General features: G+C 70.4%; 16 protein-coding genes and 1 tRNA gene. 5 read left to right on the top strand and 12 right to left on the bottom strand.

Features of this window, described 5'->3' with window-relative positions; all coding sequences use genetic code 11:
• Window positions 1-90: 90 nt before the first annotated feature.
• The 6 genes from yjfF to ABGB18_RS29485 all read right to left on the bottom strand — a co-directional run bounded on the left by yjfF (window position 91) and on the right by ABGB18_RS29485 (window position 6,557).
• Window positions 91-1,065 (bottom strand): galactofuranose ABC transporter, permease protein YjfF, encoded by a 975-nt coding sequence (yjfF, locus tag ABGB18_RS29510; RefSeq protein WP_347699034.1) that lies wholly within the window; start codon window positions 1,063-1,065, stop codon window positions 91-93.
• 5 nt (window positions 1,066-1,070) lie between these two features.
• Window positions 1,071-2,081: an ABC transporter permease gene (locus tag ABGB18_RS29505; RefSeq protein WP_347698885.1), complete on the bottom strand. Its 1,011-nt coding sequence runs from the start codon at window positions 2,079-2,081 to the stop codon at window positions 1,071-1,073.
• The gene (locus ABGB18_RS29500) at window positions 2,078-3,640 is read right to left on the bottom strand and encodes a sugar ABC transporter ATP-binding protein (RefSeq protein WP_347698884.1); all 1,563 of its coding nucleotides are present in this window, start codon (window positions 3,638-3,640) and stop codon (window positions 2,078-2,080) included. The genes ABGB18_RS29505 and ABGB18_RS29500 overlap by 4 nt, the downstream gene beginning before the upstream one ends.
• A 66-nt stretch (window positions 3,641-3,706) precedes the next feature.
• Window positions 3,707-4,693 carry an ABC transporter substrate-binding protein gene (locus ABGB18_RS29495; RefSeq protein WP_347698883.1) on the bottom strand — a complete coding sequence of 329 codons (987 nt, stop codon included), beginning with the start codon at window positions 4,691-4,693 and terminating at the stop codon, window positions 3,707-3,709.
• Between the two features lie 74 nt (window positions 4,694-4,767).
• Window positions 4,768-5,754, bottom strand: coding sequence for a LacI family DNA-binding transcriptional regulator (locus tag ABGB18_RS29490; protein WP_347699033.1), 987 nt, complete (start codon window positions 5,752-5,754; stop codon window positions 4,768-4,770).
• 359 nt (window positions 5,755-6,113) lie between these two features.
• Complete coding sequence (locus tag ABGB18_RS29485; RefSeq protein WP_347698882.1) at window positions 6,114-6,557, bottom strand: hypothetical protein; 444 nt, start codon at window positions 6,555-6,557, stop codon at window positions 6,114-6,116.
• Between ABGB18_RS29485 and ABGB18_RS29480 the strand changes: the two genes are divergently transcribed.
• The 4 genes from ABGB18_RS29480 to ABGB18_RS29465 all read left to right on the top strand — a co-directional run bounded on the left by ABGB18_RS29480 (window position 6,551) and on the right by ABGB18_RS29465 (window position 10,064).
• Window positions 6,551-7,693, top strand: a complete 1,143-nt coding sequence (locus ABGB18_RS29480; RefSeq protein WP_347698881.1) for a PLP-dependent aminotransferase family protein — start codon at window positions 6,551-6,553, stop codon at window positions 7,691-7,693. The genes ABGB18_RS29485 and ABGB18_RS29480 overlap by 7 nt on opposite strands.
• Window positions 7,694-7,759: 66 nt before the next feature.
• Window positions 7,760-7,963, top strand: coding sequence for a DUF4236 domain-containing protein (locus tag ABGB18_RS29475; RefSeq protein ID WP_347698880.1), 204 nt, complete (start codon window positions 7,760-7,762; stop codon window positions 7,961-7,963).
• Between the two features lie 100 nt (window positions 7,964-8,063).
• The gene (locus ABGB18_RS29470; RefSeq protein ID WP_347698879.1) at window positions 8,064-9,521 is read left to right on the top strand and encodes a pyridoxal-dependent decarboxylase; all 1,458 of its coding nucleotides are present in this window, start codon (window positions 8,064-8,066) and stop codon (window positions 9,519-9,521) included.
• A 21-nt stretch (window positions 9,522-9,542) separates the two neighbouring features.
• Complete coding sequence (locus ABGB18_RS29465; protein ID WP_347698878.1) at window positions 9,543-10,064, top strand: nucleoside-triphosphatase; 522 nt, start codon at window positions 9,543-9,545, stop codon at window positions 10,062-10,064.
• A 3-nt stretch (window positions 10,065-10,067) separates the two neighbouring features.
• On the opposite strand, the gene ABGB18_RS29460 is transcribed toward ABGB18_RS29465, so the two are convergent.
• Both ABGB18_RS29460 and ABGB18_RS29455 read right to left on the bottom strand, forming a co-directional pair.
• Window positions 10,068-10,499, bottom strand: coding sequence for a GNAT family N-acetyltransferase (locus ABGB18_RS29460; protein WP_347698877.1), 432 nt, complete (start codon window positions 10,497-10,499; stop codon window positions 10,068-10,070).
• A 130-nt stretch (window positions 10,500-10,629) separates the two neighbouring features.
• Window positions 10,630-10,702 (bottom strand) — tRNA-Ala (locus ABGB18_RS29455).
• A 75-nt stretch (window positions 10,703-10,777) separates the two neighbouring features.
• On the opposite strand from ABGB18_RS29455, the gene ABGB18_RS29450 reads away from it, so the two are divergent.
• Window positions 10,778-11,674: an RNA polymerase sigma-70 factor gene (locus ABGB18_RS29450; protein ID WP_347698876.1), complete on the top strand. Its 897-nt coding sequence runs from the start codon at window positions 10,778-10,780 to the stop codon at window positions 11,672-11,674.
• 33 nt (window positions 11,675-11,707) lie between these two features.
• Here the strand turns inward: ABGB18_RS29450 and ABGB18_RS29445 are convergent, their stop codons facing one another.
• Genes ABGB18_RS29445 through ABGB18_RS29430 form a run of 4 tightly spaced genes read right to left on the bottom strand, consistent with a single transcriptional unit; the run spans window position 11,708 to window position 14,587 of the window.
• On the bottom strand, window positions 11,708-12,238 hold the full coding sequence (locus tag ABGB18_RS29445) for a Clp protease N-terminal domain-containing protein (RefSeq protein ID WP_347698875.1): 531 nt from the start codon (window positions 12,236-12,238) through the stop codon (window positions 11,708-11,710).
• Between the two features lie 3 nt (window positions 12,239-12,241).
• A complete protein-coding gene (locus ABGB18_RS29440) occupies window positions 12,242-12,457 on the bottom strand; it encodes a helix-turn-helix domain-containing protein (RefSeq protein ID WP_347698874.1) in 216 nt (71 codons plus the stop codon).
• Between the two features lie 32 nt (window positions 12,458-12,489).
• Window positions 12,490-13,368: a metal-dependent hydrolase gene (locus ABGB18_RS29435; protein WP_347698873.1), complete on the bottom strand. Its 879-nt coding sequence runs from the start codon at window positions 13,366-13,368 to the stop codon at window positions 12,490-12,492.
• Window positions 13,369-13,372: 4 nt separating this feature from the next.
• Complete coding sequence (locus ABGB18_RS29430; protein WP_347698872.1) at window positions 13,373-14,587, bottom strand: MFS transporter; 1,215 nt, start codon at window positions 14,585-14,587, stop codon at window positions 13,373-13,375.
• Between the last annotated feature and the right edge of the window lie 13 nt (window positions 14,588-14,600).

Below are 14,600 nucleotides of genomic sequence, written 5' to 3'. Positions count from 1 at the left end.
CGATTGTTATCGCTAACAACGGCTCTGTCAACGGCGGCCCCTTACCTCCCCGAAATCGTTAGGTAACCTTCATGAACATCTCGTCGCAGGTCAGCGCCGCGAGCGCGCGGAGAAGACGCGCTGCAGGAGAATGAACACGAACAGCAGCAAGCCGATGAAGATCTTCGTCCACCAGGACGACAGCGTGCCCTCGAAACTGAGGATCGTCTGGATCAGTCCGAGCACCAGCACGCCGAGCACGGTGCCGAGCAGGAAGCCGCTACCCCCCGTGAGCAACGTGCCGCCGATGACGACCGCCGCGATGGCGTCCAGCTCCATGCCCACGGCGTGCAGTCCATAGCCGGAGAGCATGTAGAACGACAGCAGCACCCCGCCCAGCGCCGAGCAGAACCCGCTGATCGTGTAGACCATGATCTTCGTCCGGCCCACCGGCAGCCCCATCAGCAGCGCCGACTGCTCGCTGCCGCCGGTGGCGTAGATGGAGCGGCCCAGCCTGGTGTAGTGCAGCACGTAGACCGCCACCAGCACCACCACCAGCGCGACGATCACGCTCGGAGAGATCCACAGGTCGGCGAACAGGTCGATCCTGGCCTGCGCGAACGCCGTGAACGTGGCGTCCTCGATCGGGATCGAGTCGGTCCCGATCGTGTAACACAACCCCCTGGCCAGGAACATGCCCGCCAGCGTCACGATGAACGGCTGGATGTCGAAGGCGTGCACGATGTAGCCCATCACCAGCCCCAGCCCGGACCCGATGACCAGCACCAGCGGGATCACCAGGTACGGCGGCCACCCCGGCCCCGCCATGAGACTGGCCGAGATCATCGTGGACAGCGCCACCACCGACCCCACCGACAGGTCGATACCCCCGGTCAGGATCACGAACGTCATCCCCACCGCCACCACCAGCAGGAAGGCGTTGTCGATGAAGACGTTGAGGATCACCTGCCCGCTGGCGAACCCCTCGTAGCGGATCCCGCCCGCCACGAACATCGCCACGAACAGGCACCCGGTCACCAGGACCGGCAGGTACTTGGCCGGCACGCCGACCCGGCCCAGCGTCATCGTGGTCACGTGGTCACCCGCACCTTCTCCTCGGAACTCGCGCCGGGGAGCACCGCCCGTCTGCGCCTGCTGAACACCTTCGCCCGGAAGGACGGGGACTGGATGAGGCAGACCGCCGTCACGACCAGCGCCTTGAACAGCAGCGTGGTCTCCGGCGGCACGCCGATCGAGTAGATCGTCGTGGTCAGCGTCTGGATGATCAGCGCGCCCAGCACGGTCCCGCCGAGGGAGAACCGGCCGCCGGACAACGCCGTGCCGCCGATCACCACGGCCAGGATGGCGTCCAGCTCGATCCACAGGCCGGCGTTGTTGCCGTCGGCGCTGGAGACGTTCGAGCTGATCATGAGGCCGGCCACGCCCGCGCACAGGCCGGCGAAGGCGTAGACCATGATGATGATCCCGCGCGCCCTGATGCCCGCCAGCCGGCTCGCCTCGGCGTTGCCGCCGACCGACTCGATCAGCATGCCCAGCGCCAGCCGCCGGGTGAGGAACGCCGTGATGGCCAGCACCCCGATCACGATCAGGATGCCGAACGGCAGGGTCAGCCAGTAGCCGCCGCCGATCACCTTGTAGGCCGGGCTGTTGACGGTGATGATCTGGCCGTCGGTGATGAGCTGGGCCAGGCCGCGCCCGGCCACCATGAGGATCAGCGTGGCGATGATCGGCTGGATCCCGATGCCCGCGACCAGGAACCCGTTCCAGGCCCCCAGCACCAGGCTCAGCCCCAAGGCCAGGACCACGGCGGTGAACACGCTCGCGTCCTGGCTGATCTGCAGGCACGCCAGCGCGCCCGCGATCGCCACCACCGAGCCCACCGACAGGTCGATGCCGCCGGTGGCGATGACCAGCGTCATGCCCAGGGAGACCAGGATCAGCGGCGCGCCGAAGCGCAGAACGTCGATCAGGGTGCCGTACAGGTGGCCGTCCCTGACCTGGATCGAGAAGAAGTTGGGCGTGAACACGTTCGCGAGCAGCAGCAGCGCCAGCACCACCACCGGCCACAGCAGGCGTCTCATGAGTCCCGCCCTCCGTTCGCCGGCACGCCGTCCGCCGCGCTCGCCGACCCGTTGCCGGCCCCGCCGCTCGCGATGGTCTCCAGCAGCACGTCCGTCGTGAGCCGGTCGTCGTTGGGTAACTCGGCGACCAGCCGCCGGTCGCGCAGCACGCCGACCTTGTGGCTGAGCCGCAGCACCTCCTCCAGCTCGGCCGAGATGAACAGCACCGCCATGCCGCCGTCCGACAGCTCCGCGACCAGGCGCTGGATCTCGGTCTTCGCGCCGACGTCGATGCCCCGGGTGGGCTCGTCCAGGATCAGCAGTCGCGGCTCCAGGATGAGCCACCTGGCCAGCACGACCTTCTGCTGGTTGCCGCCGCTGAGGTTGCCCACCAGGATCTCGGGGTTGGGCGGGTTGATCTTGAGGGTCCTGACATAGCCGCCGACCAGGTCGTCCTGCTGCTCGCGGGGCACCGGCCTGGTCCAGCCCCGGGTGGCCTGGAGGGCCAGGATGATGTTCTCGCGCACGGTCAGGTCCGGGATCAGCCCGTCGGTCTTGCGGTTCTCCGAGCAGAACGCGATCCTGTGGGTCATCGCCGTGCGGGGCGTGCGCAGCGACGCCGGGGTGCCGCCGATCGCCAGCTCGCCCGTGCCCGCGTGGTCCGCGCCGAACAACAGCCGGGCGATCTCCGTACGGCCTGAGCCGAGCAGCCCGGCCAGGCCCACGACCTCGCCCTCGTGGATGGTGAGCGTGAACGGCTCGATGGCCCCCTGCCGGCCGAGCCCGCGCGCCTCGACCAGCGGCCGGTCGAAGGCCTTGGCCTCGCCGTGCAGCCGCTCCAGCGCGGCCAGTTCCTGGCCGATCATCTTGGCGACCAGCTCGACCTGGGGCAGCTCGCGGGTGAGAAACTCGCCCACGAGCCGACCATTCCGAAGAATCGTCATACGATCCGAAATTTCGTATATCTGGTCGAGAAAGTGGGAGACGAAGAGGATGGCGATGCCCTCCTCCTTGAGCCGCCGCATCACCCGGAAGAGCTGCTCGACCTCGTCCGCGTCCAGGCTGGAGGTGGGCTCGTCGAGGATCAGCACCCGGGCGTCGATGTCGATCGCCCGCGCGATGGCCACCATCTGCTGGATGGCCAGCGAGTACGACGACAGCGGCGCAGACACGTCCAGGCTCAGCTCCAGCCGCGACAACAGCTCGGCCGCCCGGGCCCGCATCCGTCTCCAGTCGATGCGCCCCCGGCGGCGCGGCTCCCGGCCGATGCAGACGTTCTCGGCGACCGAGAGGTTCGTGCAGAGGTTGACCTCCTGATAGACCGTGCTGATGCCGCCCTGCTGCGCCTCCAGCGGGCTGCCGAAGGCCACGGCCCGCCCGTCGAGCTCGATGGTGCCCGCGTCGGCCGGGTGAACGCCGGTGAGCACCTTGATCAGGGTGGACTTGCCCGCGCCGTTCTCTCCCATGAGCGCGTGCACCTCGCCGGGCAGCAACCGCAGGTCCACGCCGTCCAGGGCCGTCACGCCCGGAAACTGCTTGCCGATCCCGCTCATCGTCAGGACAGGCGCGGGAAGTGCCATTCGCCTCTTTCCTTCCGCTGCGATGCGGGCCGGCCGGGGGGCCGGCCCGATCAGATATCCGGTGGATCAGTATTGGCGGGTGGACAGGACCTGCTTGGCCTGCTCCTGGGTGAACGTGGTCTCCTCGGTCACCACGCGGGCCGGCACCTGCTCGTTGTTGAGCACCTTCTTGGCCAGGTCCATGAGCTGCGGGCCGAGCAGTGGCGAGCACTCGACGATGAAGTTGATCTTCCCGTCGGACAGGGCCTGCATGCCGTCCTTGACCGCGTCCACGGTGATGATCTTGATGTCCTTGCCGGGCACCTTGCCGGCACCCTCGATGGCCTCGATCGCGCCCAGCCCCATGTCGTCATTGTGCGCGTAGAGCACGTCGATGTCCGGGTTGGACTTCAGGAAGGCCTCCATGACCTCCTTGCCCTTGGCCCGGGTGAAGTCGCCGGTCTGCGAAGCGATGATCGTGAACTTCGAGTCGGCCCCGATGACCTCCTGGAACCCGGCCTTGCGGTCGTTGGCCGGGGCGGAGCCGGTCGTGCCCTGCAACTCGACGATGTTCACCGGGCCGGTGGCGTCCTTGTACTCCTCCACCAGCCACTGGCCGGCCTTCTTGCCCTCCTCGACGAAGTCCGAGCCGAGGAAGGTCTTGTAGAGGGTCGTGTCCTTGGAGTCCACGGCGCGGTCGGTCAGGATGACCGGGATCTTGGCGTCCTTGGCCTCCTTGAGCACGGTGTCCCACCCCGACTCCACCACCGGCGAGAAGGCGATGATGTCCACCTTCTGCTGGATGTAGGAGCGGATGGCCTTGATCTGGTTCTCCTGCTTCTGCTGGGCGTCGGAGAACTTGAGCGTGATGCCCGCGTTCTTGGCCGAGTCCTGCACGGACTTGGTGTTCGCGGTGCGCCACCCGCTCTCCGCGCCGACCTGGGAGAAGCCCATGGTGATCGAGCCGTCGCCACCGCCCGAGCCGCCACTGCCGCCACTGCCGCCGCTGCCGCAGGCCGCCATCGCCATCGCGGTGAGCCCCGCGACCACCAACGTCGAGATCCTCTTTAACACGTGGGGGGTTCCCTTCTCATGTGAGCGCTAACATTCAGGGCTGGGCGGCTATCGCCTCCCCGTGGCACGGCCCCCTACGAGCTGGCGCGGGCCGTGCTGAGCCTGGTGACGAACCTGGGCGGGACCACGAGCCGCTCACGCTCCTGCGGCCCGCCTTCCAACTGCCGTACGAGCACCTCGATGCTGTGCCTGCCCACCGCGTCGAAGTCCTGTCTGATGGTCGTGAGCGGCGGCGAGAAGAACTCCGACTCCGGGATGTCGTCGAAGCCCACCACGCTCACCTCCTCGGGCACTCTCACCCCCTGCTCGGTGAACGCCCGCAGCACGCCGAGCGCCATCTGGTCGTTGGCGACGAACACCGCGGTGACGTTCTTCATGCTCGCCAGGCTGCGTCCCGCCTCGTATCCCGAGCGCGGGCTCCAGTCGCCGGCGAGCGGTTGCGGGGCCTCGCGGCCCGCGTCCTTCAGCGCGGACCGCCAGCCGGCCACCCGGCCCTCGGCCTCCAGCCAGTCGAAGGGGCCGCTGACGTGCCAGACCGTCTCGTGGCCCAGCGACAGCAGGTGCTCGGTGGCAAGCCGGCCGCCCGCCACCTGGTCCACGCAGACCACGGACACGCCGCCCGCCTGGCCGCCCTCGACGGCGACGGTCGGCTTGCCGAGCGGCAGGTCCGCCAGGGCCTGCGCGGCCGAGCGCTGCGGCGCCACCACGACGACGCCGTCCACGCCCTGATCGGCCAGGTAGTCCAGGGCGTCGCGGACGCCGGCCCTGTCGATGGACTTGAGACTGACGATGCTGACGAAGTAGCCGGCCGCCCTGGCCGCCTGCTCGATGCCGTAGACGGTGCTGGCCGGGCCGTAGAGGGTGGTGTCGAAGCTGACCACGCCGAGCGTCCTGGAGTGCTTGGTGACCAGGGCGCGGGCCACGAGGTTGCGGCGGTAGCCCAGCTTGTCGATCGCCTCGAGCACCCTGGTACGGGTCTCGCTGCGCACGTTCGGGTGATCGTTGAGCACTCGGGAGACCGTCTGATGCGACACGCCCGCCTCCTTGGCCACGTCGGCCATGACCGGTAGTCGCCGCCCCAGGGTTGATCCCACAGCCGCGCTCCTTTCTGGCTTGGCCACGACTGTGAACGTTAACAACGGGTCCCGTCAAGGGCCCCCCAGATTACGGTCGGGTTACACGGACCCCCCTTGACGAGGGTCTGGAGCGGCCCTTAACTGGGTCGCGATCTCCGTTGTCAACGCGCTTACCTCGCCGCTGGGTGCCGAACGCACCAAGTTGTTAACGCTAACAACTCCTGCGGAGCCGGTGAAGTCCCGGATGGACGGCTTCTCCTCGGCCTTCACCTACGACTTCCCGGGGAACTCGGTGGCGTTCGTCCGCCTCACCGAGCGGTGAGGTGACGGCGGATGGCCGTCCGCTACCGGATCACCCGGTAGTGGGTGGTCATCCGCCCATCGTCGTCCAGGACGTGGAACGCGACCAGGGGCGGCAGGTCGAAGTCCACGCAGTTGTCGAACGACGTCCCGCCCTCCCACGGCAGCTTCACCGTGGACACGACCCCGGCGGCGACCAGCAGCGGCCGGCCGGCGAACGTCGTGGCGGCGGGCGTGTGCGCGTGGCCGACCAGCACGGCGGGCACGTTCGGATGGGCGGCGACCAACTCCGCGAGCCGCTCGGTCCGCTGCAGCCTGATCCCGTCGACCGGCGGGCTGTGCAGCAGCGCGGGCGGGTGGTGGAAGGCCACGAACACCGGCAGGTCCGTGCTCCCCAGCACGCCCTCCAGCCAGTCGAGGGTCTCCTCCTCCAGGTGGCCCGGCCCGGCCGGACGCCGCGTCCGGGATGTCCGGGATCGCCGTGCCACCGCCGTTCGGCGTGCTCCCGGCGTCCTCGGTTCCCTCGGCGCCGCCCGGGGCGCCGACCCACGACCTGCGCCCGGGGCAGCCCGACGTGTCGGCCTTCCCCGTACGGGCCTGGCTGCGCGCCACCCGCCACGTGCTGTCCACCGCGCCCGCCGAGATCTTCACCGCCTGCGACCCGCGCGGCCGGATCGAGCTGCGCACGGACCTGGCCGGCTACCTGGCCAGGACCCGCGGCGTGGTCACCACGCCGGACCTGATCGTGGTCACCACGGGTTTCGTCCAGACGCTCAACCTGCTCGCCACCGTGATCGACGGGCCGGTCGCCATGGAGGACCCGGGCCACGACTTCTACCGCGAGATCGTCCGCCGCACCGGCCACGACGTCGTCCCGCTGCCGGTGGACGAGCTGGGCGCGCGGACCGGCACGCTCGCCTCCTCCGTCGCGGCCGCCGTCGTCACACCCGCCCACCAGTACCCCCTGGGCGTCCCCCTGCACCCCCGGCGGCGCCGCACGCTGCGCGACTGGGCCGTCGGCGGCGGGCTGGTGATCGAGGACGACTACGACGGCGAGTTCCGCTACGACCGCCAGCCCGTCGGCGCGTTCCAGGGCACCGCGCCCGAGCACGTGGTGTACTTCGGCACCACCTCGGAGACGCTCGGCCCGGCCCTGCGCCTGGCCTGGATGGCGGTGCCGCCGGCGCTGATCGGCCCGCTCGCCGAGACCAAGCTGCACGCCGACGCCCACACCGAGGTGCTCGGCCAGCTCGTGCTGGCCCGGCTGATCGAGACCCACGACTACGACCGGCACATCCGCGCCGCCCGCCTGCGCTACCGCCGCCGGCGCGACCTGCTGCTCGCCCGCCTCGCCGCCGCGCTGCCCGGCGCGCGGTTCCCGGGGGTGGCCGCGGGCCTGCGCGCGCTGCTCGTGCTGCCTCCCGGGCGCATGGACGCCGCCGGCCCCGCGGAGGCCGACCTGCTGGCCGCCTGCGAGCGCCGCGGCATCGCGCTGCGCGGCGCCTCCCCCCTCTGGCAGACCCCCGGCCCCGAGGGCCTGCTCATCGGGTACGCCGCCGCCCCCGAACGCGCCTACCCCCGCGCCCTCGAAGCCCTGGCGGAAACCCTGAAGGTCTTCGCGTGAACCGGGAACCCGGCGGCCATGCCGCTCGTTGTCCGGGGTGAGCGCGTACGTCGGCGGAGGAGGGACATGGGCTGGCACTACCGTAAGTCGATCAAGCTCGGGCCGTTCCGGATCAACCTGTCACGGCACGGTGTCGGTCACAGCTACGGCAACCGGCGTTTCCACATCTCGGCCACCCCCGACGGCCGCCGCCACGTGACCGTGCGGCTGCCGGGCGGATTCCACGTCGGCAAGACGTTCGGCGGCAAGCGCCACTACAGACCTTACTGACCTTCGGCGGTCTTAGACCGCTTGAGATAGAACGGGCCGGGGGCGAAAGCCTCCGGCCCGTCCCCTTTCCCGGCGCCCGACATGCCTGCAAAGTGGGCAAATGAGCGCGCACATGAGTCCGGAGGAGTTCCGCCGCCACGGCAAGCAGGTCATCGACTGGATCGCGGACTACCTCGCCGGCATCGAGTCCTATCCCGTGTTGTCCCAGGTCGAGCCCGGTGAGATCCGGCGCGCCCTGCCGCCGGAGCCGCCCGAGCGCGGGGAGCCGTTCGAGGCGGTGCTCTCCGACCTGGGGCGGATCCTGCTGCCAGGCATCACGCACTGGCAGCATCCCGGCTTCTTCGCCTACTACCCGTCCAACGCCAGCGGCCCGGCCATCCTGGGCGACCTGCTGTCCAGCGGGCTCGGCGTGCAGGGCATGTTGTGGGTGACCAGCCCGGCGTGTACGGAGCTGGAGACGGTCGTGGTCGACTGGCTGGCCGGGCTGCTGGGGCTGCCGGCCCACTTCCGCACCGACGCCAGGGGCGGCGGCGTGATCCAGGACTCGGCGTCGAGCGCCTGCCTGGTCGCGTTGCTGGCCGCGCTGCACCGGGCGAGCGGCGGCCGGGTCGCCTCCCACGGCGTGGACCGGCCGTACACGCTGTACGTGTCGAGCCAGACGCACTCGTCGCTGGAGAAGGCGGCCCGGATCACCGGGCTGGGGTCGGCGCGGGTGCGGGTGGTGGACGTCGATCCGCGGACGCTGGCCATGGACCCCGGCCACCTGCGTACCCTGCTGGACGAGGACGCGGCGGCGGGCGCGGTCCCGACCATGGTGTGCGCCACGGTGGGCACCACCTCCACCACCGCGATCGACCCCGTGGCCGCGATCGGCGAGGTGTGCCGCGAGCGCGGGGTCTGGCTGCACGTGGACGCCGCCTATGCCGGGGTCGCGGCGATCTGCCCGGAGTTCCGGTGGGTCAACGACGGGGTGGCCGAGTACGCCGACTCCTACTCCACCAACCCGCACAAGTGGCTGCTGACGAACTTCGACTGCACCGTCCTGTGGGCGGCGGACCGCGCCCCGCTGCTCGGCGCGCTGTCGATCCTGCCGGAGTTCCTCAAGAACGCCCCCACCTCCTCCGGCGCCGTCATCGACTACCGGGACTGGCAGGTGTCGCTGGGGCGGCGGTTCAGGGCGCTGAAGCTGTGGTCGGTGATCCGCTGGTACGGCGCCGAGGGGCTTCGCGCGCACATCCGCAAGGGCGTGGACCTGGCGCAGGAGCTGGCCTCCTGGATCGCCGCGGATCCCGGGTTCGAGGTGCACGAGCCGCATCCGCTCGGGCTCGTGTGCTTTCGCCCGCGCTGGCCGGGCCTCGCGGAAGAGGCGGCGGACCAGGCCACGACCCGGCTGATGGAGCGGCTCAACGCCGGCGGCGCGCTGTACATGACGCACACCAGGATCGGCGGCCGGGTGGTGCTGCGGATGGCGGTCGGCGGAGTGGCCACGGAGCGGCGGCACGTGGCACGGGCGTGGGAGCTTATCAGCCGGGCCGCATCGGTTGTTCTCGGCGAGTGAGTAGTCTGCGATCCTGTACCCGTGTCCCGGCCGCACATCCTGCTCACCGCCCCGCCGCGCACCGGCAAGACCACCGTGGTCCGCCGCCTCGCCGACCTGCTGCGGGCCGCGGACGTGCCGGTCTGCGGCTTCCTCAGCGACGAAGTCCGCGAGCACGGGCAGCGGGTGGGCTTCAGCGTGGAGGAGTTCGGCGGGCGCAAGGCGGTCATGGCGCACGTCTCCTGGGTTTCCGGGCCCCGGATCGGGCGCTACGGGGTCAACGTGCCCGCGTTCGAGCGCATCGCGTTGCCCGCCATGGAGCGGGCGCTCGCCACCCGGGGCGCGGTCGCGCTCATCGACGAGATCGGGCCCATGGAGTTGCTGTCGCCCGCGTTCCTGCCGCGTTGCATGACGCTCTTCAACGCCGACCTGCCCCTGGTGGCCACGGTCCACCAGCGCAGCCATCCGATGCTGAGAAGCCGCATCGAGGCCGATCTGGTCACGGTCACGCCGCAAAACCGGGACGAGCTCCCGGAAACCCTGAGGCGGCTGCTGTCGGGCTGAGCCTCAGGGGCCGCCCACCCGCAGGGCGAAGGCCGACAGCCCTTGCTCGTGATGTTCGATCATGCCGAGCCGCCGGTAGAAGGCGTGGTTGGCGAGGCCTTCCGGGGTGGATTCATGATCGGTCGTCAAGGTGAAGTAGCGGCAGTGCGCATACCGCTCCATGAGGTGCTCCAGCAGCCGGCGCCCGATTCCGCGGCCGTGGAACTTCGCGTTGACCAGCACTTCCTGCACGTAGCAGATGATCTCGTCGTCGGACACCGTGCGTGCCAGGCCGAGCAGCCGCCCCCGCTCGTCCCGCGCGGTGACGACGAGATGCGAGTTGGCCAGGCCGCGGCAGACCTTGGCGATGTCCCGCGTCCAGACTCCCCAGCCGACCGAGTCGTAGAGCTCGTAGATCTCGGCCTGGTCGAACGTGGTTTCCTGAGCGATGACCACCACTTATAGGACATCCTGACTTTTGGCGACATATGACGCGCCGATGGTAGCCAATCAGGAGTCCGGGCCGCTCAGCCCATAGGGTTTCTCGCGAATGCGCCAGAAAATGGCGACGCACGACAAATGCTTGTGGAGCTATGGGGACTCGAACCCCAGGCCTCCTCCATGCCATGGAGGCGCGCTACCAACTGCGCCATAGCCCCTTGCGATCACCAAGTGTATCGGAATTTCCGCGCCCTCGTGTCACACCGGGGATTCCATGGTACGTCTAAGGGTTTATGTCGACTTTTGAAGACCACCGGACCTTGCTGACCGGCGTCGCCTACCGGATCCTGGGCAGCGTCGCCGACGCCGAGGACGTCGTGCAGGAGGCATGGTTGCGCTGGTCAGGGGTGGATCAGGAGACGGTGGCGGACCCCAGGGCCTATCTCGTCAGGGTGACCTCCCGGCTGGCCATCGACCGGTTGCGGTGGGCGAAGTCGCGGCGGGAGTCGTACGTCGGGCCGTGGTTACCCGAGCCGATCAGCACCGGGCCCGACGTGGCCGAGCACGCGGAGCTGGCCGACTCCGTCGAGCTGGCGCTGCTCGTGGTGCTGGAGACGTTGTCGCCGCTTGAGCGGGCGGTGTTCGTGTTGCGGGAGGCGTTCGACCTGCCGTTCGCCCAGATCGCGGAGATCATCGGCCGGGCCGAGCCGGCCACCAGGCAGCTCGCCCGGCGGGCGCGCGACCACGTACGCGAGAAGCGCCCGCGGTTCGACGTGGACCGGGACGAGCGCCGGCGGATCACCGAGCGCTTCATCAACGCCTCGGCGAACGGTGACCTCGGCGGGCTGATCGAGCTGTTCTCCGGCGAGGTCACCATGGTCAGCGACGGCGGCGGCAAGGCCAGGGCGGCGCTGCGGGCCATCACCGGGGCCGAGCACGTCGGCCGCTACCTGCTGTCGATCAACACCCCGGCGAACATCGCCCGCTTCATGGCCTCGATCGGCCTGGCGGACGTTCCGGACATGTCCCTCGGTACGGCGACGGTGAACAACGCTCCCGCGCTGGTCATCTCGGCCGGGGGGCGGGTGGTCACGGTCGTCTCGCTGCTGATCTCGGACGGCAGGATCGACACCATCTACCTCATGGCCAACCCGGAGAAGATCGCCCACCTGGCGCCCGCCACGGCCTGATCTCCCACGCACACCCCAGGGCCGCCGGGCGGGTCAGGCGGCGCGGCGGCGCGGGATCCCCGCCTCACGCACCAGCCTGCCCAGGTCCACCCCGGCATCCATGAGGATCCGGGCGGCCCCGTTGTAGGAGTCGGCGAGCAGGCCCCACAGCAGCCGCTCCCCCGTGACGGCCCCCGGCTTCCACTTCGCCACCTCGATCGCCTTTCTGGCGTGCATGGCCAGCGGGATCTCCCCCAGCGGCCCGTACAGGGTGACCCGAAGCGGCCGCACCCGGGAGCGCCGCAGGCGCCACCGCCCGGGCTCGTCGGCGCCGGCCCTGGTGCGGCGGTGCACCGCCGCCAGGTCGATGCCCAGCGTGGCCAGCAGCGCCCGCGCGTCGCCGACGTCCACCCGCTCGCGCACGTCGGCCTCCGAGGCGGTGAACGACGGCAACGCGAACGGCCGCACCTCGGCCAGCCCCAGCAGCAGCATGTCGGTGTCGAGCGTGGCCCGGCCCGCGTCGAGCGCGTGGATCCCGGCCCTGACCACCGCCCGGCGGGCGCCCTCTGTGCATCTGGTGAACACGCGCTACCTCTCTGTCCTGCGAGCGTGCTTGCGATGAGCGGACTGCCGCCGAACCCCCAGCGCGTCGGCGATCTGCTCCCACGACCAGCCCTGGGCGCGGGCGTTGGACACGTGCGCCGCCTCCAGCTCCTCCAGCAGGGTCCGGAGCGCGGCGACCGCCGCCAGCCCCACTCCCGGATCGGAGTCGGCGGCCGCCTCGGCGAGTTCGGTGGCGTTCATGGTGTCAGCATGTGCTGACAAGCACCCGCTTGTCAACACATGCTGACAGACTCGCGGCTGGTGCGCATCGTCAGCGACGTCTCATCCGGTGACAGCGACAGCGCGATCTCGACCCGGCCCAGCTCTCCCGTACGGCTCACGTGGGTGCCCCCGCACGGGATGGACGCCTCCCCGTCCGGGAGCGAGCAGTGCCACGTACGGCGGGCGGTCAGCCCGGGCCCCGGCACGTCGAGCCGGACCGGCGCGTCGGCGGCCACCCAGGCGTCGAGCAGGTCGTTCACCTGCCGCACGACCTTGGCGAGCTCCAGCCCCTCGGCCGTGAACCCCTTCTTGCGCAGCGACTTGCCCAGCCGGTAGACGTCCACGCTGCCGTCCGGGACGATCCGCGAGGAGGCGATGGCGGCCTGGTCGAAGTCGGGATGCCCGAGCCGGTCCAACGCGGGCTCCTTGCGCCAGCGGTCGGCCAGGGCGGCGTTGAGCGCGAGCGCGGCCAGGTGGCAGGCGGTGTGACCGGCCGACAGCGCGGCCCGAAATCCGGCGTCCACCACCAGATCCACCTCTTCCCCCACCGGCAGCGGCGTCTCGGTCACGTGTACGACCAGCCACTCCCACCCCTCCGCGCCGCGCCGCGCCGGGATGTCCTCCCCGAGGAAGACCTCGCCGGAGTCCGGCTGTGCCCCCTCCTCTGCCCCCGCCACTGCCCCCGCCACTGCCCCCGTCACGCAGTCGACGACCGGCAGGCCCCCGATCGTGCCCCGGTCGGCGGGCTGGTCGGGCCAGGTGTGGTCCAGGGGATGGAAGGGCGTCTCGGCGACGACGAGGCCGTGCCGGGCCCCCACCGGCACGGCCCCGACGATTGAGGAACGGCCCACGACCAGGCCATCGGGAAAGGTGACAAGAGTGGATTTCACCCGGTCATTGTCCCAGGGAGGTCTCATCCTCCAGGTAGCGGTCCCGACCCGCGTACAGGCCGGTGAGGAGCTGCACCACCAGCACCGCGAAGATCATCATGTACGGCACCGACCAGCCGCCGGTGGCCTCCCGCAACACGCCCACCAGGAGCGGCCCGGCACCGGAGATCAGGTAGCCGACGCTCTGCCCGAACGCCGACAGCCCGGCCGTGGCCTCCGGTGTGCGGGTGCGCAGCGCCAGCATCATCAGCGCCAGCGGGAACGACCCCATGCCGATGGCCACGAGCGTGACCCACAGCAGCGTCAGGGACATGGGCCCGAGCCAGAGCCCGAGATAGCCGGCCACGTAGAACACCACGAGACCCACCACGGTGGGCCGCTGGTCACGGAAGCGGGCGGCCACCATGGGCACGAAGATCGACACGGGGATGTTGAGCGCCGTGAACACCCCGAGGACCAGCCCCGCCTGCGAGGTGCTGTAGCCCCCGTCGGCGAGGATCGTGGCGAGCCAGCCGAACATGATGTAGGCGATCATCGACTGGGCGCCGAAGTAGATCGCGATCATCCACGCCAGCCTGCTCCTGACCAGGCGCCGGATGCCCGCGTCCCGGCGGCCCGCGTCCCGCTCCGGCTCACTGCGCAGCAGCGCAAGCCACGGAATGGCGGCGACGACGGCCAGCGCCGCCCACACGCCGAGCGCGACGTGCCAGTCGCCTGACGCGCGCTCGATCGGCACGGTCGCGGAGGCGGCCAGCATGGTGCCCACCGCCAGGGCCGTGGTGTAGACGATGGTCATGATCCCGGTGCGCGCCGGGAAGTGACGCTTGATCAGCGTCGGGATGAGCACGTTGCCGACCGCCCCGCCGGACAGCGCGACCGCGCTGCTCAGCAGGAACACCGGCGCCGAGCCGACCAGCGACCTGACCAGCAGGCCGAGGCCCAGCGTGACGAGGGCGAGCAGCAGCAGCCGGTGCTCGCCGAGCCGCCGTGCCAGCGACGGCGTGACCGCCCCCACGCTGGCGAAGGCCAGCACGGGTAGCGTGGTGAGCAGACCCGTGCCGACGCTGGACATGCCGAGCGCGTCGGTGAGCTGGTCGAGCAGAGGGCCCACGCTGGTGACCGCGGTGCGCAGGTTGAGCGCGGCGAGGACGATTCCCAGCACGAGCAGCCAGGCGAGCGGACCGGGCTTGGCCCGGGACTCTTCGGCGAGCGCGCTCATGCGAGTAATCCTC

It is taken from the genome of Nonomuraea sp. B12E4, assembly GCF_039871825.1.
Lineage (GTDB): Bacteria > Actinomycetota > Actinomycetes > Streptosporangiales > Streptosporangiaceae > Nonomuraea.
The sequence above is the reverse complement of the archived record's forward strand: the minus strand, read 5'-3'. Positions and strand labels throughout refer to the sequence as shown.